This window comes from Halomonas saccharevitans, assembly GCF_032333995.1.
GTDB lineage: Bacteria > Pseudomonadota > Gammaproteobacteria > Pseudomonadales > Halomonadaceae > Halomonas > Halomonas saccharevitans.
Map to the genome: position 1 here is coordinate 416,648 of NZ_JAVXUR010000004.1, position 25,866 is coordinate 442,513.

The 25,866-nt window shown below is 62.8% G+C and carries 23 protein-coding genes and 1 tRNA gene; 12 read left to right on the plus strand and 12 right to left on the minus strand.

Annotated elements, in window-relative coordinates:
• Window positions 1-41: 41 nt before the first annotated feature.
• Both RSO68_RS12425 and RSO68_RS12430 read left to right on the plus strand, forming a co-directional pair.
• Window positions 42-1,946, plus strand: coding sequence for a DUF294 nucleotidyltransferase-like domain-containing protein (locus RSO68_RS12425; RefSeq protein WP_089851286.1), 1,905 nt, complete (start codon window positions 42-44; stop codon window positions 1,944-1,946).
• Between the two features lies 1 nt (window position 1,947).
• Window positions 1,948-2,670 (plus strand): 3'-5' exonuclease, encoded by a 723-nt coding sequence (locus RSO68_RS12430; protein ID WP_089851283.1) that lies wholly within the window; start codon window positions 1,948-1,950, stop codon window positions 2,668-2,670.
• 132 nt (window positions 2,671-2,802) lie between these two features.
• Here RSO68_RS12430 and RSO68_RS12435 read toward each other — a convergent pair whose 3' ends face one another.
• From RSO68_RS12435 to RSO68_RS12490, 12 genes are all read right to left on the minus strand, one after another.
• Window positions 2,803-4,476, minus strand: coding sequence for a BCCT family transporter (locus tag RSO68_RS12435; RefSeq protein ID WP_315586791.1), 1,674 nt, complete (start codon window positions 4,474-4,476; stop codon window positions 2,803-2,805).
• Between the two features lie 51 nt (window positions 4,477-4,527).
• Window positions 4,528-4,956, minus strand: coding sequence for a universal stress protein (locus RSO68_RS12440; protein ID WP_315586792.1), 429 nt, complete (start codon window positions 4,954-4,956; stop codon window positions 4,528-4,530).
• A 660-nt stretch (window positions 4,957-5,616) separates the two neighbouring features.
• Window positions 5,617-6,495: a glycine betaine ABC transporter substrate-binding protein gene (locus RSO68_RS12445; RefSeq protein WP_089851277.1), complete on the minus strand. Its 879-nt coding sequence runs from the start codon at window positions 6,493-6,495 to the stop codon at window positions 5,617-5,619.
• A gap of 102 nt (window positions 6,496-6,597) precedes the next feature.
• Window positions 6,598-7,431, minus strand: coding sequence for an ABC transporter permease (locus tag RSO68_RS12450; protein ID WP_089851303.1), 834 nt, complete (start codon window positions 7,429-7,431; stop codon window positions 6,598-6,600).
• Window positions 7,432-7,436: 5 nt separating this feature from the next.
• Window positions 7,437-8,639, minus strand: coding sequence for a quaternary amine ABC transporter ATP-binding protein (locus RSO68_RS12455; protein ID WP_089851275.1), 1,203 nt, complete (start codon window positions 8,637-8,639; stop codon window positions 7,437-7,439).
• 398 nt (window positions 8,640-9,037) lie between these two features.
• On the minus strand, window positions 9,038-10,201 hold the full coding sequence (locus RSO68_RS12460; protein WP_315586793.1) for a PQQ-dependent sugar dehydrogenase: 1,164 nt from the start codon (window positions 10,199-10,201) through the stop codon (window positions 9,038-9,040).
• A gap of 145 nt (window positions 10,202-10,346) precedes the next feature.
• Complete coding sequence (locus RSO68_RS12465) at window positions 10,347-12,551, minus strand: FUSC family protein (protein ID WP_315586794.1); 2,205 nt, start codon at window positions 12,549-12,551, stop codon at window positions 10,347-10,349.
• Between the two features lie 6 nt (window positions 12,552-12,557).
• Complete coding sequence (locus RSO68_RS12470; protein WP_315586795.1) at window positions 12,558-13,421, minus strand: efflux RND transporter periplasmic adaptor subunit; 864 nt, start codon at window positions 13,419-13,421, stop codon at window positions 12,558-12,560.
• A 1-nt stretch (window position 13,422) separates the two neighbouring features.
• A complete protein-coding gene (locus RSO68_RS12475; protein ID WP_089851266.1) occupies window positions 13,423-13,641 on the minus strand; it encodes a DUF1656 domain-containing protein in 219 nt (72 codons plus the stop codon).
• 327 nt (window positions 13,642-13,968) lie between these two features.
• Entirely contained in the window at window positions 13,969-14,883 is a 915-nt protein-coding gene (locus RSO68_RS12480) for a LysR family transcriptional regulator (protein ID WP_089851264.1), read from the minus strand.
• A 178-nt stretch (window positions 14,884-15,061) separates the two neighbouring features.
• Window positions 15,062-17,224: a TonB-dependent receptor domain-containing protein gene (locus tag RSO68_RS12485; RefSeq protein WP_315586796.1), complete on the minus strand. Its 2,163-nt coding sequence runs from the start codon at window positions 17,222-17,224 to the stop codon at window positions 15,062-15,064.
• 202 nt (window positions 17,225-17,426) lie between these two features.
• Entirely contained in the window at window positions 17,427-17,990 is a 564-nt protein-coding gene (locus tag RSO68_RS12490) for a PRC-barrel domain-containing protein (RefSeq protein ID WP_315586797.1), read from the minus strand.
• A 266-nt stretch (window positions 17,991-18,256) separates the two neighbouring features.
• Between RSO68_RS12490 and RSO68_RS12495 the strand changes: the two genes are divergently transcribed.
• The 10 genes from RSO68_RS12495 to RSO68_RS12540 all read left to right on the plus strand — a co-directional run bounded on the left by RSO68_RS12495 (window position 18,257) and on the right by RSO68_RS12540 (window position 25,738).
• Window positions 18,257-19,300: a hypothetical protein gene (locus tag RSO68_RS12495; RefSeq protein ID WP_315586798.1), complete on the plus strand. Its 1,044-nt coding sequence runs from the start codon at window positions 18,257-18,259 to the stop codon at window positions 19,298-19,300.
• A gap of 107 nt (window positions 19,301-19,407) precedes the next feature.
• Window positions 19,408-19,484: transfer RNA gene (locus RSO68_RS12500), tRNA-Ile, on the plus strand.
• 97 nt (window positions 19,485-19,581) lie between these two features.
• On the plus strand, window positions 19,582-20,643 hold the full coding sequence (locus RSO68_RS12505) for a tyrosine-type recombinase/integrase (protein WP_315586799.1): 1,062 nt from the start codon (window positions 19,582-19,584) through the stop codon (window positions 20,641-20,643).
• 290 nt (window positions 20,644-20,933) lie between these two features.
• A complete protein-coding gene (locus RSO68_RS12510; RefSeq protein WP_315586800.1) occupies window positions 20,934-21,683 on the plus strand; it encodes a hypothetical protein in 750 nt (249 codons plus the stop codon).
• A gap of 759 nt (window positions 21,684-22,442) precedes the next feature.
• The gene (locus RSO68_RS12515) at window positions 22,443-23,150 is read left to right on the plus strand and encodes a hypothetical protein (protein WP_315586801.1); all 708 of its coding nucleotides are present in this window, start codon (window positions 22,443-22,445) and stop codon (window positions 23,148-23,150) included.
• Between the two features lie 26 nt (window positions 23,151-23,176).
• Complete coding sequence (locus RSO68_RS12520) at window positions 23,177-23,431, plus strand: hypothetical protein (protein WP_315586802.1); 255 nt, start codon at window positions 23,177-23,179, stop codon at window positions 23,429-23,431.
• Between the two features lie 69 nt (window positions 23,432-23,500).
• Window positions 23,501-24,151, plus strand: a complete 651-nt coding sequence (locus RSO68_RS12525) for a type IV secretion system protein (RefSeq protein WP_315586803.1) — start codon at window positions 23,501-23,503, stop codon at window positions 24,149-24,151.
• A 9-nt stretch (window positions 24,152-24,160) separates the two neighbouring features.
• Window positions 24,161-24,454, plus strand: a complete 294-nt coding sequence (locus tag RSO68_RS12530) for an EexN family lipoprotein (RefSeq protein ID WP_315586804.1) — start codon at window positions 24,161-24,163, stop codon at window positions 24,452-24,454.
• Window positions 24,451-25,446: a type IV secretion system protein gene (locus RSO68_RS12535; RefSeq protein WP_315586805.1), complete on the plus strand. Its 996-nt coding sequence runs from the start codon at window positions 24,451-24,453 to the stop codon at window positions 25,444-25,446. The genes RSO68_RS12530 and RSO68_RS12535 overlap by 4 nt, the downstream gene beginning before the upstream one ends.
• A gap of 4 nt (window positions 25,447-25,450) precedes the next feature.
• On the plus strand, window positions 25,451-25,738 hold the full coding sequence (locus RSO68_RS12540) for a hypothetical protein (protein WP_315586806.1): 288 nt from the start codon (window positions 25,451-25,453) through the stop codon (window positions 25,736-25,738).
• Window positions 25,739-25,866: the final 128 nt, after the last annotated feature.

The window sequence follows — 25,866 nt, forward strand, 5'->3', positions numbered from 1 at the left end:
ATTCCAGACTTGTCGCAACCTTATCGCTCGGAGTCATGGTCATGGACGTGGAACTGCTGGAAATCCGCCAGCACATGGGGCGGTTCCCGCCCTTCGATGGCATCTCCGACGACCTGCTCGACGAGATGGCCGGCCAGGTCGAGGTGGCCTACTTCAAGGCCGGCAGCGACATCCTGATGCTCGACCAGGAAGTGCACGATTTCTGCTACATCCGCAGCGGCGCGGTCGAGGTCTATCGCCGCGGCGGCGAGCTCTACAATCGCCTGGGCGAGGGCGACATCTTCGGCCACTTCAGCCTGCTGCGAAATCGTCGTACCCGCTTCCCCGCCAAGGCCATGGAAGACAGCCTGATCTATTTCATACCCGAGGCGGTCTTCTTCCAGCTCTGCGAGGCGGATGAACACTTCGCCGACTTCGTCGAGGTGGAACGCCCGCGTCTCGAGTCGACGGTGGAGCAGGACAAGAAACAGAACGACATGATGATCACCCGGGTGCGCAAGCTGGTGTCGCGCTACCCGGTGATGGTGGAGGCCACCACCACCGTTCAGGAGGCCGCCCGGCTGATCGGCGACTATCAGGCCTCGGCGGTGCTGGTGCTCGATGAACCCAGCGACGCCCCTCGCTACACCTTCCGCGACAGCGAGGGGCGTGCCTGGCAGGTCAAAGGCATTCTCACCGATAGTGACTTCCGCACCCGCGTGGTGGCCGAGGGCCGCCCCGCCGACACCCAGGTGGGGGAGGTGATCGCCCACAAGCTGATCGCCGTGCAGTCCGACGAGTCGGTGCACGAGGCCATGCTCTGCATGCTGCGCAACAATATCCACCACCTGCCGGTGATGCACCGTCGCTCGCCGGTCGGCATCGTTCACCTCTCCGACATCATTCGCTACGAGACCCAGTCGAGCCTCTACTTGGTCAGCAATATCTTCCACCAGTCCAACAGCGAAGGGCTCGCCCGGCTGACGCCCGACGTCAAAGCGGCCTTCGTGCGCATGGTCGAGGAGGGCGCCGATTCGCGGATGATCGGCAGCGCGCTGTCCACCATCGGGCGCAGCCTGTCGCGGCGCCTGCTGGAGCTGGCCGAGGAGGAGCTGGGGCCGCCGCCGGTGCCCTACTGCCTGATGGCGCTGGGCTCCATGGCGCGCAACGAGCAGTCCATCGTCACCGACCAGGATAACGCCCTGGTGCTCTCCGACGACTTCGACCCCGAGCGCCACGATGCCTACTTCCTGGCTCTGGCGACGCGCCTGAGCGACGGTCTGGCCGCCTGCGGCTACGAATACTGCAAGGGCGATATCATGGCCACCAATCCGCGCTGGCGTCAGCCGCTCGCGGTCTGGAAGCGCTATTTTCGCGAGTGGATCGAACAGCCCACGCCGGAGCGGCTGCTGCACAGTTCGATCTTCTTCGACCTGGACAGCGTCTTCGGCGAGAACCCGCTCGTCGAGCAGCTCCAGGACCTGGTCGCCGAGCAGGCGCCGAAGCACCCGCGCTTCCTCGCCTCCATGGCGCGTAACGCGCTCAACCGCACCCCGCCGCTGGGCTTCTTCCGCACCTTCGTGATGGAGAAGGACGGCAAGCACAATAACTCCATCAACCTCAAGCGCCGGGGCACCGCGCCCATGGTCGACCTGATTCGCGTCCACGCCCTGGCCTGCGGCTCGCGAGCCCAGAGCAGCTTCAAGCGCCTGGATGACATCGACCGTACCCAGCTGCTGGCCCCCGGCGTCAGCGACCGGCTGCGCTATGCCATGGAGTTTTTGAGCATGTCGCGGATTCGCCATCAGGCCATCGATCTGCAGCACGAGCAGGAACCGGACAACAACATCGAGCCGGAAGACGTCTCCGACACTGAGCGCCATAACCTCAAGGATGCCTTCCAGGTGCTGAGCAACGCCCAGAAGTTCCTCAAGTTCCGCTATCCCATGCCGTCTCGGTCGCGCTGAGATGCGCCTTCCCCGACGCAGAAAGCTGCCGGCCCCGAGCTGGCCCGAGTACTTGGCGAGCCGCGCCGAGCTCGCCCGTGACCCGCTGTTGGCGCGCTACTTCGCCGCCGGGACGCCCGCGCCGGAGACGCCCATCGCCGAGGCCCCCATGGTCGCCCTGGACATGGAGACCACCGGCCTCGACGAGCGGCGCCATGCCATCGTCAGCATCGGCCTGGTGCCCTTCTCCATGGGGCGCGTCCGGCTCGCCGAGCGGCGCTACTGGGTGCTGAGGCCGCCCCGGCCGCTGAACGCCAAGTCGGTGACCTTTCACCACATCACCCACTCGGACATCGCCGGCGCCCCCGACCTCGACGAGATCCTCGAGGAGCTGCTCGAGGCCATCGCGGGCCGCCTGGTGGTGGTGCACTATCGCCATATCGAGCGCCCCTTCCTGGATGCCGCGGTGAAGGCACGCCGGGGAGAGGGGCTGATGTTCCCGGTCATCGACACCATGTCGCTGGAGGCGCGCTGGTACCGGCAGTCGCTGCTGGCGCGCTTCAAGCGCTGGATGGGGCGGCCGCCGGCCTCCATTCGCCTCTACGACAGCCGTGGGCGCTACGGCCTGCCGGTCTACTCGGGCCACCATGCGCTGGTCGATGCCCTGGCCACCGCCGAGCTGCTGCAGGCCCAGGTGGCCACCTACTTCGGCCCCGAGACCCCGGTCGGCGAGCTGTGGAGCTAGCGAGAACGGGCCGTGCGACGCCACGAGTGAACCGGAGATTCCAACACGAAGAAGGCGGCCCGAGGGCCGCCTTCTTCGTGGCTTGCCGACGCAGCGGGCAACGGGTGCCGTGCGCCGGGATGAGCGTGGCCGTTACTTGCTGCGCGGCTCGCTCATCAGGCCCTTGACGATCCCGTAGCAGCCCACCAGCAGCACGAGGGTGAAGGGCAGGCCGGTGGTCAGGGCGGCCGTCTGCAGGGCGCCGAGGCCGCCGCCGAGCAGCAGTGCGATGGCCAGTGCCCCCTCGATCAGCGCCCAGAAGATGCGCTGCGGCTTGGGCGCATCGACCTTGCCGCCGGCGGTGATGGAGTCGATCACCAGCGAGCCGGAGTCGGAGGACGTGACGAAGAACACGATCACCAGCACGATCCCGACGAAGGAGGTGATGGTGGTCAGCGGCAGGTACTCGAGCATGGTGAACAGCTGCAGCTCCAGGGCGGCATCCTGCACCTTGGTGATGCCCTGGTTGACCACCTGATCGATGGCCGTGGTACCGAAGGCGGTCATCCACACCACCGAGGCCATCGACGGCACCAGCAGCACGGAGATCAGGAACTCGCGCACGGTGCGGCCGCGGCTGACGCGGGCGATGAACATGCCGACGAAGGGCGACCAGGCAATCCACCAGGCCCAGTAGAAGGCGGTCCAGCCCTGGCTGAAGTTGGCATCCTCACGCCCGAAGGGCATCGAGAGCGCCGGCAGGTTCTTCGCGTAGCCTACCAGGCTATCGAGCACGCCGGTGGCGATCATCAGCGTCGGGCCCACGGCGATGACGAAGGTCAGCAGCAGGAAGGCCAGCGCCATGTTGAGCTGTGAGAGGCGCTGCACGCCTTTGTCCACACCCAGCATGATCGAGCCCAGCGCGACGACGGTGATGCCCATGATCAGCAGGATCAGGGTAGTGTTGGTGTCGGGGATGCCGAACAGGTAGTTCAGGCCCCCGGCCGCCTGGGTGGCGCCGAGCCCCAGCGAGGTGGTCAGGCCGAACAGGGTGGCGAAGACCGCCAGGATGTCGATCAGGTGGCCAGGCCAGCCCCATACGCGCTCCCCGAGGATCGGGTAGAAGATCGAGCGCATGGTCAGCGGCAGGCCCTTGTTGTAAGAGAAGATCGCCAGCGACAGGCCGACGATGGCGTAGGCGCCCCAAGGGTGCAGGCCCCAGTGGAAGATGGTGGCCGACATGGAAAGGTCGATGGCGGCGGCCTGGTCGCCTGCGGCGGCGCCCAGCGGCGCCCAGTCGGTGCGGACCCCGTCTTCCACGGAGATGCCGCCCATGGCAGTGCCGAAGTGCGTCAGCGGCTCCGCAACGCCGTAGAACATCAGGCCAATGCCCATGCCGGCGGCGAACAGCATCGCGAACCAGCCCAGATAGCTGAAGTCGGGCGTGGCGTTGGCGCCGCCGATGCGGACCTTGGCCAGGGGCGTGAAGATCAACACGATCGCCAGCAGCACGAAGACGTTGGCGCCCAGCAGGAAGACCCAGCTCAGTTTCGTGGTCAGGAAGCTGAACATGGCGTTGAAGATCGGTTCCATCTGGTCCTGGAGGGCCAGCGTCGCGATCACGAAGAACAGAATCACCAGCGAGGAGAAGAGGAAGACCTTGCCGTGCAGGTCCACGTTGATCCCCAGCGGTGATGCGGTGATGTTGTCCTGACCGATCACATAGTCGGTATCGATCAGGTTGGCCGCGCCCTCGGGCGCCGGAATCCCCTCGGAGCCAGTATCCTCCGGCACCTTGGGTTTGCCGTCGTTGGGTTGTTTAGCCACTAGACGTCTCCCTTGCGGTTATCGATGGGTGTAGGTCTATTCTCGACGGGGTTACTCGCCGGCCCCCGGGCGAACCAGGAACACCGATGCCTTGGTGTGCGTCGCGACCTTGCCACCGTGAGAGGGCATGATCACATCCGCATGCTTGGGGGGATGGGTCGGCATGACCACCAGGTCGGCGCCTACCTTGTCGATGGCCTCGATGAGATCGTCGTCGAGGTCGGCGATGGGGTCGGGGCTGACGATGGTGTGGGTGCTGACCGGCTGGCCGTGGACCTTGGCGCGCTCCTGGGCGAAGGCCTCCAGCTTCTGGGTGAACTCTTCCGGTGTCCGAGCCACTGAGCCGGGCGTGGTCGCCGTGACGCCGACGTAACAGACTTCTGCGTCGTAGTGCTTTGCCTGGTCGGCGACGATCTTCAGCGATGGCTCGATCATGTCGAGGTGGGCCAGATCGACGGGTACCATGATTTTCTTGAACATGCCTGAGCTCCTTCTGATGGGGTCGGCTGTTGCCACGTCAAGTGTGGACGGTCAAGGGTGTTGGGGCATGGGCCGCTTTCAACGTATCTTGCCGTCAATCGGCGCACACCCTACACCATCAGCGCATTAAGCGTATGCGAAACGCGACAAATTGGGCATCCAATAGCGTATTTTAATCAATAGCAGGGCGGCTGATAACCGTGGGGTAATGACGAGCATGCGCAGGGACTCGATGGCGTGACGCCAGGGGCGTCGGCTGGGCGGCGTGGTGGAAGATCCTCGGCCCCGGGTTCAGTTCCAGAGGCAGTCCCAGAGGTAGTTCCAAAGTAAAGGGGGAGAGTTCTCTCGAATTCTCCCCCTTTTTTCGGGTTCATCGCACTTTGCCGGGACACGCTCGATGACAGGAGAGCGGGGACCTGAACAGAGGGGGGGGGAGCCCGGCTGGCAGGGCGATGAGTGTCGCCAGACGTCCTGCCGATGACATACCCCTGGCAACGGCATACTACTCGTCACCGCTGCGCGGCGGATCGCGCCGCAAGCAGCGCTCCTACGAACCTCACGCACATCACGCTGGTCTGCGAAGAAGCAAAAGAAAGGGGAGAGCCCTGTCGGACTCTCCCCTCGACCATCAGCGCGGTGATGGGATGGCTCGGCGGCGTATCAGCTCTCCGCCGGCAGCCACTCCTGCACCACGTCCTGGTTCTCCTCGACCCACTGCTTGGCGTTCTCGTAGGGCTCGGCATCGCCTGACTGGTTCATCAGCATGACCTCGCCCATCTGCTCGGGGGTCCACTCGAAGGCGTCCAGGATGGCGTAGGCCTCCGGCATCTCCTCCTCGAGGCCCTGGCGGGTGATGGTGTGGATCTGCTCGGCGCCGCCGTAGACGTCCTTGGGGTCCTCGAGGTACTTGAGGTCCCAACGGGCGAACATCCAGTGCGGCGTCCAGGCGGTGACCACGATGTCCTGCTCGTTCTTGATGGCGCTGTCCAGGGCCGCGGTCATGGTAGCGCCGCTGCCGCTCTGCAGGTCCATCTCTTCGAAATCGTACTGCTCGACGACCTTCTCGGTGAGGCTCATCAGGCCGGCGCCCGGATCGATACCGGTGATGGTCCCGTCGAAGGTGTCGGCGTTGGCGTCGAGCTCGGCGATGGAGTCGACGTCGGTGTAGGCCGGCACGACCAGGCCGAGCTTGGTGCCATTGAGGTTGGGGCCCAGGTCGACGACCTTGTCGCCAACCCGCTCGAGGTAGTCGGCGTGGGTGGTCGGCAGCCAGGCGGCGACGATGGCGTCGGCATCACCCGTGGAGACGGCCTGCCACATGGCGGCGGCGGAGAGCGAGGTGATATCGACCTCGTAGCCGGCCTGTTCCAGCACGGCACGGACCACATTGGTGGAGGCGACTTCGGAGGACCACTCGACGTAGGCCAGCTCGACGGTACCCTTGTCCTGGGCCTGAGCAGTGCCGGCGGTGAGGCCGGCACCGGCGATCAGGGCAAGGCTGGCGGCACGGATACGACGGTTAAGCGGTTGCTGAGTCATCTATTGTCCTTCTTTCGCGTGTGTAACGGATTACCTGAGGCGCGATCCCAAGCGTTTCAAGGACGCGCCTCTACGACATAGGTAGTAGGTTGTGGTGTCAGCTTATGACTTGCGGCCCTTGCGCAGCGACTGGGTCACGCGGTCGAGCAGCATGGCCAGTATCACCACGGCGATGCCCGCCTCGAAACCGTCGCCCGGACGCAGGCGCTGGATGGCGCGCCATACCTCGCTGCCCAGGCCGTCGGCGCCGATCATGGCGGCGATCACCACCATGGACAGGGCCAGCATGATGGTCTGGTTGATGCCGGCCATCACCGTCGGCAGCGACAGCGGCAGCTGGACCTTGAGCAGCTTCTGGCGGCGAGTGGCGCCGTAGGCGTCGGCGGCCTCGATCAGGTCCTTGGGCACCTGACGGATGCCCAGCGTCGTGAAGCGGATCGCCGGCGGCATGGAGAAGATCACCGTGGCGAAGATCGCCGACACCGAGCCGATGCCGAAGAACGGGATCGCCGGGATCAGGTAGACGAACGCCGGCATGGTCTGCATGAAGTCCAGCACCGGCATGATCGTCCGGTAGAGTCGCTCGGAGAGCGCCGCGGCGATGCCCACCGGCAGGGCGATGACCACCGCGACAAGGGTGGCGATCACCACCAGGGTCAGGGTCTCGATCATCGGATCCCAGAGGTCGAGGTTCCAGATCAGTGCCATGCCCAGCGCCGCGCCGATGGCCAGGCGATGGCTCGAGACCCACCAGCACAGGCCGACGATGATCAGCAGCAGCGCCCAGGGCGGCAGCCAGAACAGGGCGTCGTTGAGCCCGTCGATGCCGGTCTGAGTGACCCGCGAGATGCCGCGGGTCACGCCGGAATATTCAGTGGTCAGCCAGTCGAGACCGCCTTCGATCCACTGGCCCAGCGGGATGCTCGGGATTTCGATAGCCATTACTTGTCTCCTGCCTGTGCCAGTTCATCGAGGACGGCGCCCTTGACCACCACGCCCTGCAGGCGCTTCTCGGCATCCACCACGGCGATCGGGAAACTCTTCTCGCTGAACATGGCGAAGAGGTTGTGCAGGGGCTCCTCGGGACCGACGCTGCGGAAGTCCTGGGTCATCAGTTCGCGGATGTGATCCTTGCCCTGGTGGGCGGCCTGCTCGAGGGCATCGACCTCCACCAGGCCCAGCAGGGTGCGGTCGCGGCCGGTCACGTAGATGGAATCCAGGCCGTGCTCACTCATCTTGCGCAGCGTGGTGCGCGGGCCGTCATCCTCGCGGGCGGTGGCCCGTACCGGACGCATGGCGTGCTCGGCGGTGAGGATCTTCGACATGTCGACGCCCTCGATGAAGCGCTCGACGTACTCGTCGGCCGGATTGGTGAGGATCTCCTCCGGCGTGCCGATCTGCACGATCTCGCCATCCTTGAGCAGGATGATGCGATCGCCGATGTTCAGCGCCTCGTCCAGGTCGTGGGTGATGAACACCGTGGTCTTCTGCATGCGGTGCTGCAGCTCGAGCAGCTCCTGCTGCATGTCGCCGCGGATCAGCGGATCGAGGGCCGAGAAGGCCTCGTCCATCAGCAGCACGGTGGAGTCGTTGGCCAGTGCCCGGGCCAGGCCCACGCGCTGCTGCATGCCGCCGGAAAGCTGGTTGGGGAAGGCATCCGCCCAGCCCTCGAGGCCGACCTGCTTGAGCGCCTTCTGGGCGATATCGGCCCGTTTGGCGGGCTCGATGCCGCGGATCTCGAGGCCGAATTCGGCGTTCTGCTGCACCGTGCGGTGCGGGAAGAGGGCGAAGTTCTGGAACACCATGGAGAAGTGGCGACGCCGGCACTCGAGCAGCGCCTTGTCATCCAGCTGAGGAATATCCTCGCCGTCGATGACGATCTCGCCCTCGGTGGGCTCGATCAGGCGGTTGAGGCAGCGAATCAAGGTCGACTTGCCGGACCCGGACAGCCCCATGATCACCAGGAGTTCACCCTCGTAGACATCGAAGTCGATGTTCGACAGGCCCAGAGTCTGGCCGGTCTTGTCGAGGATCTCGGGACGCTTCTGTCCCTGGTTGCGCAGTTCCAGGGCCTTCTTGGGTTGACTGCCGAAGACCTTGCTCAGGTTGCGCACCCGAATCTTGACGTTTCGATTCTCGTTCATTGGCTCTGCCTTATTTCGGCTTCCCGTCGGTTCGGCGGGAAGGGCCGAAGGGTCGAGTGAAGTGACGCAAAATTAAGACGTAACTGTGCCATGCGGTACCGTTGACCGCGGCATCAGGCGACGAAGAGGTGGCACTACCCTAGCGGTATTTGAATGGCCATTCAAATAAAAACCCGTGTCAGACTAAGCTAGATTAGCCCTGACGGTGCCGAAGCGGGCGGAAGGAGGGCTTTGAGCCTAGCAAAAAAATCCCCCGGATGTGTTCGACGCCGACACCACTTTGGTCGCATGCCGGCGTGAGTTCCTTGGCGCAAAGCCCGATCGGCAGGGCAGCGGCAGGCGTTTCGGGAGGGGCAGGGGGGAGAGGTTGTGTCGGGCGCGCCTTGGGCGCGCCGTCGTCACTCGGCCGCAACGGGGGCCAGCCGATACAGGCCGCCGTTGGCGCTGTCGGTGAGCAGGATGAGGGTGCCGTCGCGGGCCAGGCGCACATCGCGGATGCGGCCGATCTGCCCCTCGAGGATCACCTCGCGCTCGACCACGCTGTTGCCGTCCAGTGACAGGCGCACCAGCCGCTCGCTGCGCAGCCCGCCGGCCAGCAGGTCGCCACGCCAGGCGGGGAAGGCGTCGCCGCTCACCTCGGCGAGGCCCGAGGGGGCGAAACGGCCGGCGAAGACGTGCACGGGATCGCGCATGCCCGGGGCGCTGTTTACGCCGATGGGCCGGTTGGTGGCATAGTCGTTGCCGCGGCTGACCTCCGGCCAGCCGTAGTTCTCGCCGGCCACCAGGCGATTGAGCTCGTCGCCGGTGCGCGGGCCGTGCTCGGTGCTCCAGGCGCTGCCATCCGCGGCCACGGTCAGGCCTTGGGGATTGCGGTGGCCCAGGGTGAAGATCTCGTCGAGGACGGCCTCATTATCGACGAAGGGGTTGTCCGCCGGCACGCCGCCCTCGGCGGTGAGGCGCACGACGCTGCCGGTATGGTCGCGGCCTTCCTGAGCGCGTGGCGGGCGGCCGCGCTCGCCGACGCTCATCAGCAGGGTGCCGTCCGCGCGCCAGGCCAGGCGCGAGCCATAGTGGTGGCGTGGCGGAGCGAAGCGGTTCTGGGTGAAGAGCGTCTCCAGCTCCACCAGGGCGTTGCCCTCGAGTCGCCCGCGGGAGAGGGTGGTGGCGTGGCCGCCGTGGCCCGCCTGGCTCCAGGTGAGATAGACCCAGTCGCGGCCCGTCTTGCTGCCAAAGTCCGGATGCAGGACGACATCCAGGAGTCCGCCCTGGCCGGCGGCATCGACCTCGGGGACGCCGGCGAGGCGCGTCACGCGGCCGTCCGTGCCGATTCGCGAGAGCCGCCCCGGGCGCTCGGTGACCAGCCATTCCCCGCTCGGCAGCTCGGCCGCCGCCCAGGGATGCTCGAGCCCCGTGGCGATGCGCTCCAGGCGCAGCTCATGGTGGTCGGTGGCGAGGTGCTCCGCGATCACCTCCGCCGCGGCCGCCGGAATGGCGACTACGGCTCCAGTGACCCAGGCGCCCGTGAGCAGGGCGATGGTCAGCGACCGGCGTGATAGCGACATGCGGTACTCCCCTCTGTGATGGCGATCCCGGGCGTTTCACGAACAGTCTAGGACCTTCCACGAACAGACTAACGACTCTCCACTAACGGACTAAAGACTGCGCGCGGCCCGGCGGGTTCCTGATGGAGGACACCGCCGGCCGGGTTCAGGCGGGCCTGGGCGGCTCGGTCGTGCTCTCGTTCTCGCTTTCGTTCTCCTGATCGTTATCGGTGGTGGATCCGTTCCCGGTCACGCTCATGGACGCAAGGGCAGCGGGCGCCGTGGCGCGTGCCCGCTCGGCCTGTTGCGCCAGCGCCAGGTCGAGGCGCTCCACCAGGCCGGCAATCATCATGCGATGGTGGGCACTCAGCGCCTGCTGGTCGTCGAGGGCCGCCACCAGGTCGTCGCCGGTGCGCCGTACGTCGATGGGCATGCGCCCCCGGGCGCTGTCGGCGAAGGCGTCCGCCAGGGTGGCGAAGAAGGCCCGGCGCGCTCGGTCGAGCGGCGTGCCCGGCAGGTCGTCGAGCCGGCGTCGCAGCTGCAGGCAGGCATAGCCGACGTCCAGCCCGGTCAGGCCCAGCGCGAAGAGATGGCGCCGCTCCTCGGGCAGGGTGTCGTCGTGGCGCGCCAGGTGTAGCAGGCGATCGGCCATGTGGCCGATGAAGCGGCCCTCCGCCTCGTGGAGCGTCGAGGTGGGCAGGGCGCGCAGGTCGCGGGCGATGGCGCCGACCAGCCGCCGCCTGCGCAGCCCAGGGCCGAGGCCAGGGATCATGCGGAACCCCGCCACCACCGTGCCCAGCCCCACCAGCACGGCGATGGCGCGATTGAGGAAGCCGTCGAAGGAGAAGTCCATGCCGTTGCCGGGCATGGTCAGCAGGATGTTGCCGATGGTGAAGGCGAGGCAGTAGCCCATCAGTCGCGGGTCGGCGGCGCCGAGCAGGCCCAGGAACAGCGGGGGCAGCAGGAGTAGCGCCAGCAGGGGGAAGCCGCTGGCCTGGGCCAGCAGCACATGACCGAACAGGAAGGCGCAGGGCACCGCCGCCAGCATGCCCTTGGCGAACGTCAACGCCGCGGCGGCGGGGTCGTCGCGGCTGGCGAAGAAGGCCGAGCCCAGGGTGCCCATCAGCATGGCCACCTGGCCGTTGTCCCAGCCGGTGGCGATCCAGAAGGAGGCGAGGGTCAGAAACACGAGCCCGGCGCGCAGGGCATTCAGCGCGGCGGCCAGCCGATCGCGATGCCAGGCCAGGGGCGCGGCGCGCAGGCGCCGGTCGATGGGGTGGGCGATCGCCTCGCGGGCATCGAGCATGACCAGGGCATGGCCAAGGACTTCGCGCAGGCCGTGCATGACGCGCCGCTCAAGCGGCGAGGCGGCTTCGTCTTCGCCGGTCTCTCCCTCGCCAATATCTCCTGCTTCGACCACTCCAGCTTCGACCACTCCATCTGCTATCACTCCCTCTTCGACCATCGCCCGTCGGCGCAGCGCCTGCAGGCGGCGGCGCGCCTGGGCCACGCCCGACGCCTCGGCCGCCTCACGAAAGCCGTCGGCAATCTCGGCGGCCAGCTGGTGAAGCCGCGGGTCCAGACGGGTGCCCGCGTGCTCGAGGAGCTGCTGCAGGGCATGAAGCCTCGCCACCAGGTGCAGCGTGCGGCGGGTCAGCACGTGGCTGGCGCGAATGCGGCCGGGGCCCTCCGGGCCCTCGAAGCGGGCGGCCTGGCTGTCCGCCTCGAGCTGGGTCAGCGGCTCGAGGCTGGCGGTCAGGCTCTCCTGCAGGGCACCGAGATCGGCGCTGTTCGCGAGGCGCTGGGCCCCATGCCGGAAGGCCTGGTTGACGACGCGGTCGGCCTGCTCGGCCAGATGGTCGCGCACCCGGATGGGCCACAGCAGCGAACTGACCAGGGTGGCGCAGAGCGCCCCCAGGGCCAGTTCCGACAGCCGAGCCACGGCGATGGCTAAGATGCCGTCGGGCCGGCTGGCGCCGATCACCACGATCAGCATCGCGGTGACGGCGCCCATGATGCAGCCGTAGGCGGCATTGCCGCGCAGCAGCGAGCTCGCGTAGGTGCAGGTCATGATCCACAGCGTCAGCAGGATCAGCGCCGGCAGCGGGGCCTGGCCGAACAGCCCCATGATCGCCACGCCCGCCAGGCAGCCGACCAGGGTGCCGCCGAGCTGGCTCAGGCCCTTTTCGATCACCATGCCGCTCATCGGGCGAATCTGCAGGAAGGCGGCCGAGATCAGCGCCCAGTAGGGGCGCTCCAGGTCGAACCACAGCGCCAGGTAAAGCGCCATCAGCATCGCCAGGCTCGCCTTGAAGGCGAACTTGAGCGACGTCGCAGACGGCGTCAGGTAGGCCTCGAACCAGGGCGACATGCGCGCCTACTCCGCGTGCTCGGTGATGCGCACCGTGGCCGTCATGCCGGCGCTCAGGGTGATGTCCTCGGGGATGTCGTCCAGGGCGATGCGCACCGGAATGCGCTGGGCGAGGCGCACCCAGCTGAAGCTGGGCTGCACGCGCGGCAGCAGCTGGGCGTTGGGATCGGTGTTGGTGTCGGCGATGGCGCGTCCGATGCTGTCGACACGCCCGGCAAGCTCGGTATTTCCACTCATCAGCGTGATGCGGGCGAGCTCGCCCACGCGGAGCGTGTCGATCTTGGTCTCCTCGAAATAGCCGGTGACATAGAACGAGTCGGCCTTGACCAGCGCCATCACCGGCGAGCCCTCGTTGACGTAGTTGCCCTCGGCCAGCTGCAGGTTGAGCACGTGGCCCGCGGCGGGGGCCCTGACCGTGGTGCGCGCCAGGTCGATGCGGGCGCGCTCGAGCTCAGCCTGCGCCTGGGCCAGGGAGGCGGCGGCCACGCGGCTGTCGATGCGCGACGACTCCTGGCTCTCGGCGCTGATGGCCTGCCGGGTCAAGCGGTTGCGTCGCGAGGCCTCGTGTCGGCTCAGCTCGAGCTCTGCCTGGCGCTGTTCCACCACGGCCTGGTGGGTCGCCACGGCCGCCCGATAGCGAGTCGGGTCGATGGCAAACAGCGTATCGCCCGCCTCGACACGCTGGTTGTCGGTGATCGCCAGGATGTCGACGCGCCCGGCGACGTCCGGGGCGATGGTGATCACCTCGGCCCGCACGCGGCCGTCCCGGGTCCAGGGGGTATACAGGTAGTAGTGCCATAGCCACAGGCCGGCGGCGATGGCCGCGGCCACGACGGCCAGGGTCACGAGGCTGCGAAGCAGGGTGCGCATATCAAAGCGTTCCGTCGGTGAAGGCGGCGAGGTAGGCGATGGCCGCGGTGCAGATCACGAACAGGGCGGTATCGAACCAGGCCTCGAACCACGGGCGTGACGTGCCCGGCAGCCGGTACAGCAGGGCACGCAGGATCAGCGCGACCAGCAATCCCAGCAGGGCATAGGCCAGCAGGGGAGAGAGATAGATGCCGCCCAGGGCGATTTCCTGAAGGCCCATGTCTGCTCCTGACGCGCCGAAGGTCGTGGTGAGGGATGGTCGTGACAGCCGGCCGTTAAAGATAGCAAGCTAATGAAGGGCGGCCATCCTAGCAAAGGCTGACTCGGCGCACACCCGGGCAGTGCCCTGCGCTTCATGAAAAGGCGGCGCGACGTCGCGATCGGTCGTCACGCAGGGCTCGAGCACCGCGTGAGAATAGAGGCCCTACGGCGACGCCAACGGCGCGAGCGACGCGCAGGGTCAAGGATCGAAACGCCAGCCCTGTGAGCGTAGACCGCACTGTCGAAGAACAGCCAGAACGGATCGCGTTCAGCGCTGCCGGGTGGCTCAGTTCGCCGGGGTGGGGGCGTGCCAGGCCTCGGGGACCGCCTGGCGCAGCACCTCGAGCAGGGTGGCGACCCGCCGCGGCTGGTGGCCATAGGCCGAGAGCAGGGTGACCGGCAGCGGCGCCGCCTGCCAGTCGGGCAGGCAGGGCACCAGCTCGCCGGGGTGATGGGCCTCGCGCTGCTCGGCCAGCCAGTGGGGCAGCAGGCCGATGCCCCGCCCGCGGGCGATGGCATCGACGTGCAGCAGCGTCAGATCGACGCTCAGCCGCGAGCGCGGCGGGCGAACGTGCACGCTGCCCTGTTCGGCGTGGTGCAGCGTGAGCCCGCGTCGGCTGTGGCCCAGCAGATCGATCCAGGCGTGTGGCGCGAGCGCCTGCGGGTGAGGCGGCACGCCGTGGCGAGCCAGGTAGTCCGGGTGGGCGTAGAGGCCGCGGGTCAGGTGCCCGAGCGGTTCTGCCTTGAGCTCCGAGGGCGGCACGGGGCCCAGCCAGACATGCAGGCGGTGGCTGTCGGGAACCTGGGGCGCGACCTCCCGCGCGTGCAGGGACAGCTCCACATCCGGGTGGCGCGCCAGGAAGGCATCGATGATCGGGGCCAGCCAGCAGCGCGCCAGGGCGCCGTGGACCTCTAGGCTGATGCGGCCGCTGATCGACTCGGAGAGCTCGTTCAGGGCCTCGCGGCTGCGCGTGGCCAGCGCCAGCATGTCGCGGCAGTAGTCGTGAAACAGCAGCCCCGCCTCGGTGGGAATCAGCCGGTTGGCCTGGCGGCGCAGCAGCGGCTGGCCGAGGTGGGTCTCCAGCTGGCTGATGCGCCGGCTCAGGGTCGACTTGGCCACGCCCAGCGCCTGGGCGCTGCGGGTCAGGCTGCCCGTCTCCATGACGTCGTCGAAGGCGGTCAGTTCATCGAAATCGGGCATGTCGGCGGCCATGGCGGAAGGAGGGGCGGGAAAGACAGATGGGGAAGCGAGTGCGTAGTGTGCCAGCTGGATGGCTAGATGAAAATAATTAACCGATGGTATTTTATCTCGTTAACTCACCGCCCCGGCGGAGGCCGGGGCGATGCGTGCGGGGCGACGAGGCGTGGCTCACCCCGGCTCAGAACGCGTAGCGCGCCGAGAGCCACAGCCGACGGCCCTCCTCGCTGTTGGCGTAGGCGTTGCCGTACTTGCTGCCGCCGTCGTAGGCGCGGTAGTCGACGAAGTCCTTGTCGAGCAGGTTGTAGACGGTGGCGCTGAGCGTCACGTTGTTCGACAGGGCATAGCTGCCTCCGAGGTGGAAGAGCGCGTAGGCCTCGAAGTCGCCCAGGTCGGCGAAGGAGGCGGCGCCGCGCACCCGCTCGCGGTTGCGATAGCGCTCGCTGCGATACTCGCCTGAGAGCCAGGTGCTGAGCCTGTCGCTTGCCTGCCAGCGCAGCGTGGCGTTGACGGCGTGCTCCGGGGTGTCGGTCAGCGGTTCGCCGGCCTGCTCGCCGCTCTTCTGCTCGCTGTCGGTATAGGTGTAGTTGGCGCTCAGGTGCCAGGCCGGTGCCAGCTGTAGGCGGGTCGCCAGCTCGATGCCCTGGGTCTCGGCCTCGTCGACGTTGATGTCCTGGGCGTAGGTGCCATCCGGTATCAGCGGGTCGCCGCTCACCGCGAGATCCGGCCCGGCGGCGATCTTGTCGTCGAAGCGGGTATGGAAGAGGGTGGCGCTTGCCATGAAACCGTCGCCGTTGTCGAACTGGGCGGAGAGTTCGCTGCTGGTGCTGGTCTCCGGCTCCAGGCCGGGATTGCCGATGGTCAGCACGGTGCCCTGGCCGGTCACGCCGTTGATGCCGGCGTGCAGGTCGTTGAGCGTAGGCGTCTTGTAGCCGCGGCTGATACCGCCCTTGAGCGTCCACTGCTGCGTGGCGTTCCACACCAGGTAGCCGCGCGGGCTGAACTGGCTGCCGAAGGCGTCGTGGTGGTCGTAGCGCCCGCCCAGGGTCAGCCCCCAGTCGTCGGTGAACCACCACTCGTCCTCGGCGAACAGCGCCCAGGTGGTCTGGGCGAACTCCTCGGTGGCCAGGCCATCGGTCAGCTCGGAATCCATCCACTGGCCGCCGACGGTCGTGACGTGATCGCCCAGCGGCATCACGAACTTGCTGTCCAGAACCGTATTCGTCGTCTCCAGCTCACGTTCGGAGCCAATCCGCGGCCGATGAGGCAGCGTCGGATGTATCTCGCCGAAGCCGTAGTATGCCGTTACGTCACCGTCGCTGTTGGTTTCGGTAACATCCGGAATGGTGCGGCCTTCCGTCTCGGTCACATTGTGCATCAGGCTGGATTCCCAGGTTCCTGCATCGAAGCGCCCTGTATGACCGAGGGTCAGCTGGTTCCGCTCGAAACGCAGTTCATCGGAGTAGCCTTTGATGCCGTTTTCAGGGGTGTCCAGCGTCCCGAGTTGTCCCTCATCGTTGTTGTAGCGCTGGCGGCTGGTCTCGGCATCGAGCCACAGGTCGTTATCCGCGTTCGGGGTCAGGCTGAGCCTGGCGCCCAGGCTGTAGACGTCGCCTTCCACCGGGCTTGGGCCGCGCTGGCTGACCGGCACCTCGGTGCCATCCGCCTCGGTGTAGGTCAGGTGCGAGGCGTCGCGGTCATGGAAACGCCCGCGCACCTGCAGGCCCAGGGTGTCCTCGATCAGCGGCCCGCTGGCGTAGAGGCTGGTGGCGCGGCTGTCGCCATACTCGTCGTGCTCGTTGAGCGTGGTCTCGGCCTCTACCGAGCCGCCCCATTCGCGGCCGACCTTGCGGGTGATGATGTTGATCACGCCGCCCATGGCGTCGGAGCCGTAGAGGGTCGACATCGGTCCGCGGATCACCTCGATGCGCTCGATGCTCGACACCGGCGGAAAGAAGCTGGTGGCGGTCTCGCCGAAGCCGTTGGGGGTGACGCTGCCGGCGGTATTCTGGCGGCGGCCGTCGATCAGGATCAGGGTGTAGTCGCTGGGCAGGCCGCGAATGCGAATGTTGCGCCCGCCGGTCTTGCCGACCTGGCCGCCCACATCGACCCCCTCCACGCCGCGCAGCGCGTCGGCGAGGCTCGTCACGCGCTTCTGCTCCAGCTCCTCGCGGGAGATCACCGAGATGCTGGCCGGCGCCTCGCTCATGGCCTGCTCGAAGCCCGCGGCGGTCACCACGAGACTGTCGAGGTCGACGGCTTCCTGAGCCAGGGCCGGCAGGGCGGTGGAGGCGGCGGCCAGCGCCACGGCGCGGGACAGGGCATGGGGGGCGAGAGAGGGCATGGGACTCCTTGAATGATAGTGATTATCAATGGCAAGGAATTCTAATGAAGAATGATCCTCATTTGATGCCCTTTCTCATGAAACGTCGAGTTGCGGATCGTGCAACAGCGGGGCGGGGGTATCATCAATAAGACGGGCCCGATCCAAGATCGGGCCCGTCTTTCTTACTGCCTTGCTGCGCTCCGGCGAGGCGGGGGTGTGATTACTGGTTGGCGGCGTCCTGCGTCTTCTCGCCGACGTTCTCCAGCGCCTGGCCGATGCGATCCAGGGCGCGTGACGCACCCTCCTGGGTGCTTTCCCAGGCGCTGGCGGCGCCCTCCTTGGTGTTTTCCCAGGCCTGCTGGGCGCCCTGGCGGGCGTTCTGCCACCAGTCGTTGGTGTAGGCCGGCTGCTGAACCAGTTCCGCCTCGCTCAGGTCGATGTTCACCTGATACTCGATCTCTTCGAGGCTGTTGCCGTTGTGGGTCTCGACGGTGAACTTGCCGGCCTCGACCACGAATTGCTGGTTACCCTTGAGATCGAGCAGGCTGCCGGTGTCGACGACCAGGGCGCGCACCGTCATGTCGTTGTCGAGCAGGATGTCCTCGACTTCGCCGATCTGCGCGGTGCCGGCGGTGGAGTAGACATCGGCATCCATCAGCTCGTCGGCGGAGTAGAGGCCCTGGGGCGCGGCCATGGCGCTGGCGGACAACACCAGGCCACCAGCGAGCACGGCGCCGAGGGTGGCGGTATGGATGGCGTGATGCAGGGGCTTTCCGTGAATCATGTGATCTCTCCTTGTACAGGCTTCTTTCGCAGGCGGTTCGCATTAGGCTCCTGTCGGCAGGAACCTGGCGTCAGGCCCGTGGCTACGGGTCCACTGAGTAGCTTAGCCAGATTCTGCGGCGTGCCGTCACGCTGCACCCCCTTTGTACGGTGTGAAGCCGTGCGGGTTCACTGCCGTGCGGTAACGGACTGTTACGGCTCGCGCCCTATCGCGGTGGGCCTTGGCCCATTAGGGTGAGGAACATATTCACGAGAGGAGGCGTGCTCATGGTCAAGGCGAGCATTCGGCAGCAGGGCACCATTCACTGTTTTCCCGCAGGCCTGCGGGACGAGAAGGGCAGGCTGGTGAACGCCGAGGTCTCGGCGGTGGCCTTCGACGGCAAGCGGCTGCTGATGGCCAGCGACAAGCCGATTCCCGGCGAGGCGCGCTCCGCCTGCTTCGCCCTGCCGATCGGCGACGAGGGCCCCGACGACACCCGCCTCGACTACTACACTCAGCCGCTGATCAAGCAGGCCGAGAAGTACGAGGACTTTGCCCTCACCGCCGATGGCCGCCACGTGCTGGCCACCACCGGCTTCGATCGCATCGACGACGAGAGCCACGCGCTCAACGACTACAACCACCTGCTGATCTGGCCGCTGGGCGAGCCCGACAAGGTGCAGGTGGTCGACCCCGACCCCCGCGACGGCGTGGAGGGTTCGCTCGAGCTGCGCGGCAAGCTCAGCGGCGCCATCGGCTTTCCCTACTACAAGATCGAGGGGCTCGCGGCGATTCCCGGCGAGCGCGGCGACGGCCTGCTGCTGTTCGGCATCCGCGAGCAGGGCAACGCCCATGACGACTTCGCCTACGTCAGCCGCGTAGTGGGCGCGCACTACCGGATCAGCGAGAGCGGCAACCTCGAGTTCCTCGACGAGATGCGGGAGTTCTTCGCCTTCGATCCGGGGCACCACGAGGGGGTGCGCTTCGAGTGCGGGCTCTCGAGCCTCGAGTACGACCCCTACCACGCCCGGCTCTATCTGCTGACCAGCTTCGAGACCGAGCAGGATGGGGAAGAGCAGATCGGCGGCTACCTCTGGGAGCTGAGCCTCGCGGAGTTCCGCGCCGGCGAGACCCCGCGACTGGTGACCACCCCGGAAGGCGCACCGCTGGAGTTCGAGCACAAGGCCGAGGGCCTGGCCGTGCTGGATCACGATCGCCTGTTTGTCGCCTACGACAACGACCGCCACCTGGGGCTCGGCAGCGTGGACGAGCGTGACGAGCGTCACGCCTGCGAGGCCCCCTACACCATCCTGACCATCGTCAGCGGCTAAGGCGCCGGTCCCGAATGCGCCGCGCCGAGGGCGGTATCGCCTTCGGCGCTGGCCTCACCCATCGGCTTTCGCTATCATACGGCGGCGCCGTTCGGCGTTTCCGGAAAGGGCCTATAGCTCAGTTGGTTAGAGCAGGGGACTCATAATCCCTTGGTCGCAGGTTCGAGCCCTGCTGGGCCCACCATGAAAATCAGCTACTTAAGCATTCTCTTTGGTGAGTCCCATAGTCCAAGGGTACAGTTTCGGTACAGTGCCGATCCTTCGGCCCCCTGGAGACTTTCATGGCCACCATCGTCAAGACCCCTGCCGGTAGCTGGAAAGCTGTCATCCGCAAGACCGGCTGGCCCACCACCTCCAAGACCTTCCGCACCAAGCGTGATGCCCAGGACTGGGCACGCCGTACAGAAGACGAGATGGTGCGCGGCGTCTATATGCTGCGCAGCGCCTCGGAGCGAATGACGCTCGAAGCCGCCCTCAAGCGCTATCTGTCCGACGTTACCCCTACCAAGAAGCCCAGCACCCAGAAGAGCGAGCGCCACAAGGCCAACACGCTTATTGAGCACTTGGGCAAGTACTCCCTCGCAGCGCTGACGCCGGATTTGATCGCCAACTTCCGTGATACCCGCCTGAAAAGCATTGGTCATCGTGGCCAGCCCATCAGCGCCAATACCGTACGCCTGGAGCTCGCCCTGCTCGGCCACCTCTATACCGTTGCCATCCAGGAATGGGGCCTCGGCCTGACCTATAACCCTGTTCAGAATATCCGCAAGCCCAGCCCAGGGGAGGGGCGAGATCGGCGCCTGAGCCCCGACGAGGAGAAGCGGCTGTTTGCCGTGCTGCGGCAGCACAGCAACCCCATGCTGGTGTGGATCGCCAGAATCGCTCTGGAGACGGGTATGCGCTCGTCGGAGATACTGACCCTGACTCGCTCCCAGGTCGACGTGAAACGCCGCGTGGTGCGCCTCACGGACACCAAGAACAACGAAGCTCGCCTGGTGCCGCTGACCAAGGCCGCCACCGAGGTATTCAAGCAGGCACTGAACAATCCGGTGCGCCCGCTCGACTGTGACCTGGTGTTCTTCGGTGAGCCTGGTCGAGACGGAAAGCGCGGCCCCTACGCCTATACCAAGCTCTGGAACCAGGCGAAGAAGCAGGCCAGGCTCGATGACTTTCGCTTTCATGACCTACGCCATGAGGCCGTCAGCCGGCTGGTAGAGGCCGGGCTATCCGACCAGGAGGTTGCCGCGATCAGTGGCCACAAGTCGATGCAGATGCTGAGGCGGTATACGCATCTGAGGGCGGAGGACTTGGTGGATAAGCTGGATAAACTAAATGATGGATAATATAGTTTATATGATCTTGGGTTTGTTGGTGGTGATAAAGTGGTTGTATGTGTTAGTTTTTTCAACTAGTAAGCATTTCTATGATTTCTTAATTTGTGGAAGGTGCTTACCCCGTTTTTCACAATGAGTACTGATGGTTTTTGTGGCGAACTTTTTTAATTCAATGCATTATATGGGGTAAAATCTTATTAAAAGGGTTTTATAGGTTGCTCGCTAGTTTGATAGGCCTCAAGGCCTGAAAGTTTTGGTTGTCAGGTGTAGTGTAAAATTATCTTATAAGGAGAAGTGTAATGGCAGGGTATTTATTCAAATTGCTCGGGGGGTTGTATGTTTTTTACCCAGTAAAGATGTTTGTTAGGGAGCGGATTGAGGGTTATTTTTTCAGGTACCATGTTGCTCAGATATTAAATGATGCTTCAAGGGCGTTTCCAATAAGTGAATATTGGAGCGCAAGGGATTTGGTAAACCAGTCACCATTTAGAGGGTTGATTAGTGAGTTCGTAAGAGTAGGCGACTTTTACCCAGCGCCTAAAGATATTGCAGTGGCTATTAATATTTCAGTAGGTGCCTACGGCGAAGCAGATGATAAAAAAGAAGCTAGCATCATTGATTTGGCCTTTCATATCTCACATGAGATAAAATCAAGAGTTATTTCGGACTACTTCCTTAAAACGATGATGGAGGATCTGCATAAAGATATAGACAAAATACAAATCGACGGGGATCGAAATCAAATACAAGAATTATTTAAGACCAAGAAATCGGTCTTTTTGGCTTACTACTCTACTTTCTCTAAACCGGAATTTAGTTTCTCTATTAAGGTTTGGCACCAGAGTCAAGATAAATCGTACATTGATTGGAGAGAAGAAGACGCTTTGGTGGTCTATTTAGACCCAATGCGGATACGAGAAGGTTTTTTTCAAGTGGGCTTTGACTATTATTGCCATCAAATGGAAAGTCGCCTTCAGGTTGCGACGAGAGAAGGAGGGTATGAACAGTTTAATGGCCACTGGGATGGCGATTTGATTTGGGTAAGGTAGCAGTGTTAATGTGAAAATAGTGACGGTATTTATTGCCTTTGTTGGTGATATTTTTTTCTTTTTTAGGGCTTTAAATGGCTTTTATTTTTAATGTCATTAATGTGGCATTATATGAGGTCTCCCTTGGAGTCGGTTCTTGTCGACTGAAGTCAATGGGAGCATGTATGAAGCTAGTTCAAAGCCAGCAGAATAATGTTTTAGGATTTGACAGCTCCACCGGAAAAAACAAAAGACAGAATTCGGGTTTTTCATCATTAAATCTGTATCTTTCTGAGTTTTTTTTGTAATAATATGTAACTGTTGTAGGTTGCTAATTAAAAAGGGTTTTTTGTTAGAATATTTGCAATATGCGATGATTTGAAAATCAAAGTTAACTATTTTGATTTTCAAAGTGGTGTATTTTGATTGATTAGCATTGCTTACCTTTCTCGTATTAGCTTGTGCCTCACTTTCAAATAATTAACACTTCCCTCGCAGCATTCGTTGCCAATGAGGTGGAGTAGTGACCACAGAAGAGTATCTAATTAACCGTTTTGGTTTGCTTATGAGTGTTTCGGACCTGGCTGACTTGCTTGGCCGATCTCCTGATGGGGTACGTGTCTCGCTTTATTCTGACACAGAAGTCTCTCGTAAGTTAAAACCTACGATGGTTCGTGTAGGGAGGCGTGTCTACTTTCGAACACTTCAAGTTAAGAGCGTGTTGAACCTTGAAGAGAGTTCGGCGCCGAACGGCTAACACTAAACGAGAGGGTTGTAATAATGGAAAAGGACTATGTTGATAAGGTATACGAATCTGTCGAGTTTCCAGTTGGGTATGCGGCAGATTACATGTTGATTGACGGGATGACTATCCCTGCTGCTGTCTTTCTGAGTCAGGTTGTTTACTGGTCTAGGAGAGACTTTGTAAAAAAAAGAGGGGGCTGGTTTCATAAGCAGCAAAAGGGGGTTAAGGACAGCTGGAAGAACGAGACGGGGCTTACGCCAAAGCAGCAAATGAATGCGCGTAAAATTTTGAGATATATAGGTGTTATAGAGGAGGATAAGAGTGGGATACCGGCCAAGACATGGTTTCGTCTTGATGGGAAACGTCTTCATGAGCTCCTGAATGAAGGACGACAACGGCGCGACAAAATTTCAGCGGGAGGCCAGGAGACATCAGGGTTTGGCGCAAATGGAGAATCAGTGTTTGACCAATTTTCTGTTCCCTCAGTGACCAATAAGAGTTCACGGAGGTCCGGTTTGGTAAAACCTATTACAGAAACCACTACACAAATATTCCCAGAAAGTAAAAGAGCGATCGTGAGTTGTGAACAAAGTCATGGAGTGTCTTGTTATAGCACTCCTAAAGAACTTGGTGAGTTTTTTGGGGATCAGCGAGCAAAAAAAATGGTAGATCAGTTTGGCTCTTCATTGACCGGAGAGATGGCGATTTTGAATTTAAAGAAAGCAATAAGTGGAGTCAGTTGAGTTAAGCTTTGCTTTTTGGAGGTAGGGTGGAATATCAGTTAGATTCAAAAAAAATATATACTGGTTCGGAGCTTAGAAGGCTGAGGGAAATCGAAAAGAAGAGGCAAGGTTTGATAAGTGATATTGAGGAAATTTTGATCGCTGGACGTTATGCAAAAGAACATCTTGCTAACGTTGTCATTGCTATTCCTGAAGAGTATTGCTCATGCATTGCGGAGCTTGAGGAGCTGGTTGAGTCTGTGCTTGGTAAGACAAAAGAGCTTGATAAGCTCCTGGGATAAGAGCATGCGATTGGCTCTGTTACCTAAAGTCAGGCTCGCCTTTAACGATAAGACTTGAAGAGTATATCAATGGAAGGGCAAATTTTGTGCGCACGAAAAATTTCGGGTTTCACCCTCGCGGCCACCATCAGTCTGTCGCAGCTTGCCATGGCTGGCGGGATTCCCGTCATCGACACGTCGAGCCTGGCCCAGCAGATCCTGCAAGTAGAGCACATGCTGAGCCAGCTCGAACAGTTGCAAGACCAGCTCGAAACGGCCAATAGGCAACTAGACAGCATGAGTGGTTCCCGTGACTTGGCTGGCGTCATCGACTCGGCCTATGACACTGCCGTGAACGTTGATCCCAACGGGGTGCTGTACAGCGCCGGCATCAGGAGTGCGAGCGAACACGGCCTGTCCGGCGACGTGGCGGACCTCTATGACGGCGGCAACCAGAGCACGGCGACCTGGCTTGGCCAGTCCCAAAAATCCCTGGAACAGGCCCAGGAGCGTTTTAGCGAGCTGACCGGCCTAGTGGCCGCGGTCAACAACAGTCCGGACCAGAAAGACGTTCTGGACCTCCAGGCCCGTATCGGAGCCGAGGAAGTCTTGCTGCAAAACGAGATGGCCAAGCTGACCATGTTCCGGTCGCAAGCCGAGGCCAACCAGGCGCTTCACGCTCAGCGGGTTCAACAGATGCGTGTCGCGTCATCAGGGGAACCTTTTGAGCTTGATTGGTAAGGAGGCTTTATGAGTACCAGGAAAATTTCGTGCGCACGAAATATTGCCGTTGTGGTTCTGGTCAGCGTTGTGCAGACCGGGTGCTTTGATGACACCCCGGACACTGGTCCGGTGCAGACCGTGGACTGGTACAAAGCGCATGACGACGAGCGTAAGGTGACACTGGAGACGTGTGGCAACAACCCTGGCGAACTCCAGGAGACGTCAAATTGCATTAATGCACTCCAGGCGGAGCGGGCGCTGTCTAGCGGTAAGCTCTTCGAGCTCGATCTGTCTAGCCTCAAGAGCGAGGAGGACTCATGAACTTGTTTGAAGGCATGTTCTCCGTCGTTGATCAGGCACTGGACCAGTACATTATCAACACGGCTACCGACCTCATCGCCTACATCACTCCAATGTTTACCAGTATGTTGATCGTCTGGATTGCCATCTGGGGCTATTTGATGATGTTTGGCAAGGTCAGTGAGCCCTTGCAGGAGGGCGTTTTTCGCATCCTTCGCATCGGCTTCATTATGACTCTGGGGCTGACGGTCGGTACCTATATGGGCGTGGTGGTGGACGTTCTGGCTCACGGCCCGGAAAAGGTAGCAGCAGTCATCACGGGGTCCAATGGAGGCGCAGCGGCCATTTTGGACAGCCTGTTCTCCCGCGTTCTCTCCGTAGCTGATCAGGCCTGGGATAAAGCGGGAGTCATGAGTGGTGATTTCGGCATGTATTTGGTGGCAATTCTGATTATGGTGTTTGGTGGTGGTGTTGCCATCGTAGTGGCGTTTCTCTTGCTGGCCAGCAAGGTGGCAACGACGGTGCTGTTGGCGATTGGTCCGCTCTTTATCATTGGCCTGCTGTTTAACAGCACCCAACGCTTTTTCGAGAGCTGGCTGGGCATGGTGATTAATTTCGGCATGCTGCTGGTTTTGGGTTCAGCCATTGGGCGCATGGTCATCGATGTCAGCGAAGCGTTCATGAACATCGTGGAATCCTCGGCAGGCAGCATGGCCAGTATGACCACAAGCGCTTATCTGATTGCTTTTTTTTCCCTCGGAATCCTCGTGCTGAAGCAGGTGCCGGCCATTGCTTCTGCATTGGGCGGTGGTGTGGCATTGGCAACTCAGGGCGCTCTGGGCTCTGCTATGTCCGCGATGCGTCCCTCAGCAATCCGCCGTCAGTATCGCGGCGTTCAACGTGATGCACGCTTAGCAGGCAGTGCGGCAACCTCTCCTTACCACGGTGCCAAGAAGGCTTATCACGCCTACCAAAAACGCTTTGGTGCCGGCAATACCATCACGAGAGGATAACGCCATGGAAACCAAGTGGATCGATACCTGGCGCGTCCGCTGGGCGCGGGTAAAGCGAGGGGGAGCGCTGGGACTCTCGGGCCTATTACTGGTAGTGGGTATTCTGCTGTTCGTGGCCTTCTTAACTGAACTCCCTGGTTTAGTCAGGGGCACCCTTACTGGCGATGGCGAAGCTGCTCGTACTCTGTTTTTCAGTGCGGCCGGCATTGCCGTGTGCATTCTCCAGTGGCGATGGCGTACAGCGCTATATCCGGAGCTCCGAAGCGACGCATCTCAGGAGGAGACACCATGAGCTACCGGCGTTTGACACCTGAGGAGATCGAGGACCTGCGCGCAGAGATGCGCGCCGCTGGCGAGTGGTGCAAAGCTGAGCTGGCAAGGCGTCGTCAAGAGCATGGAGAGGCAAGTTCGTTTGAGACA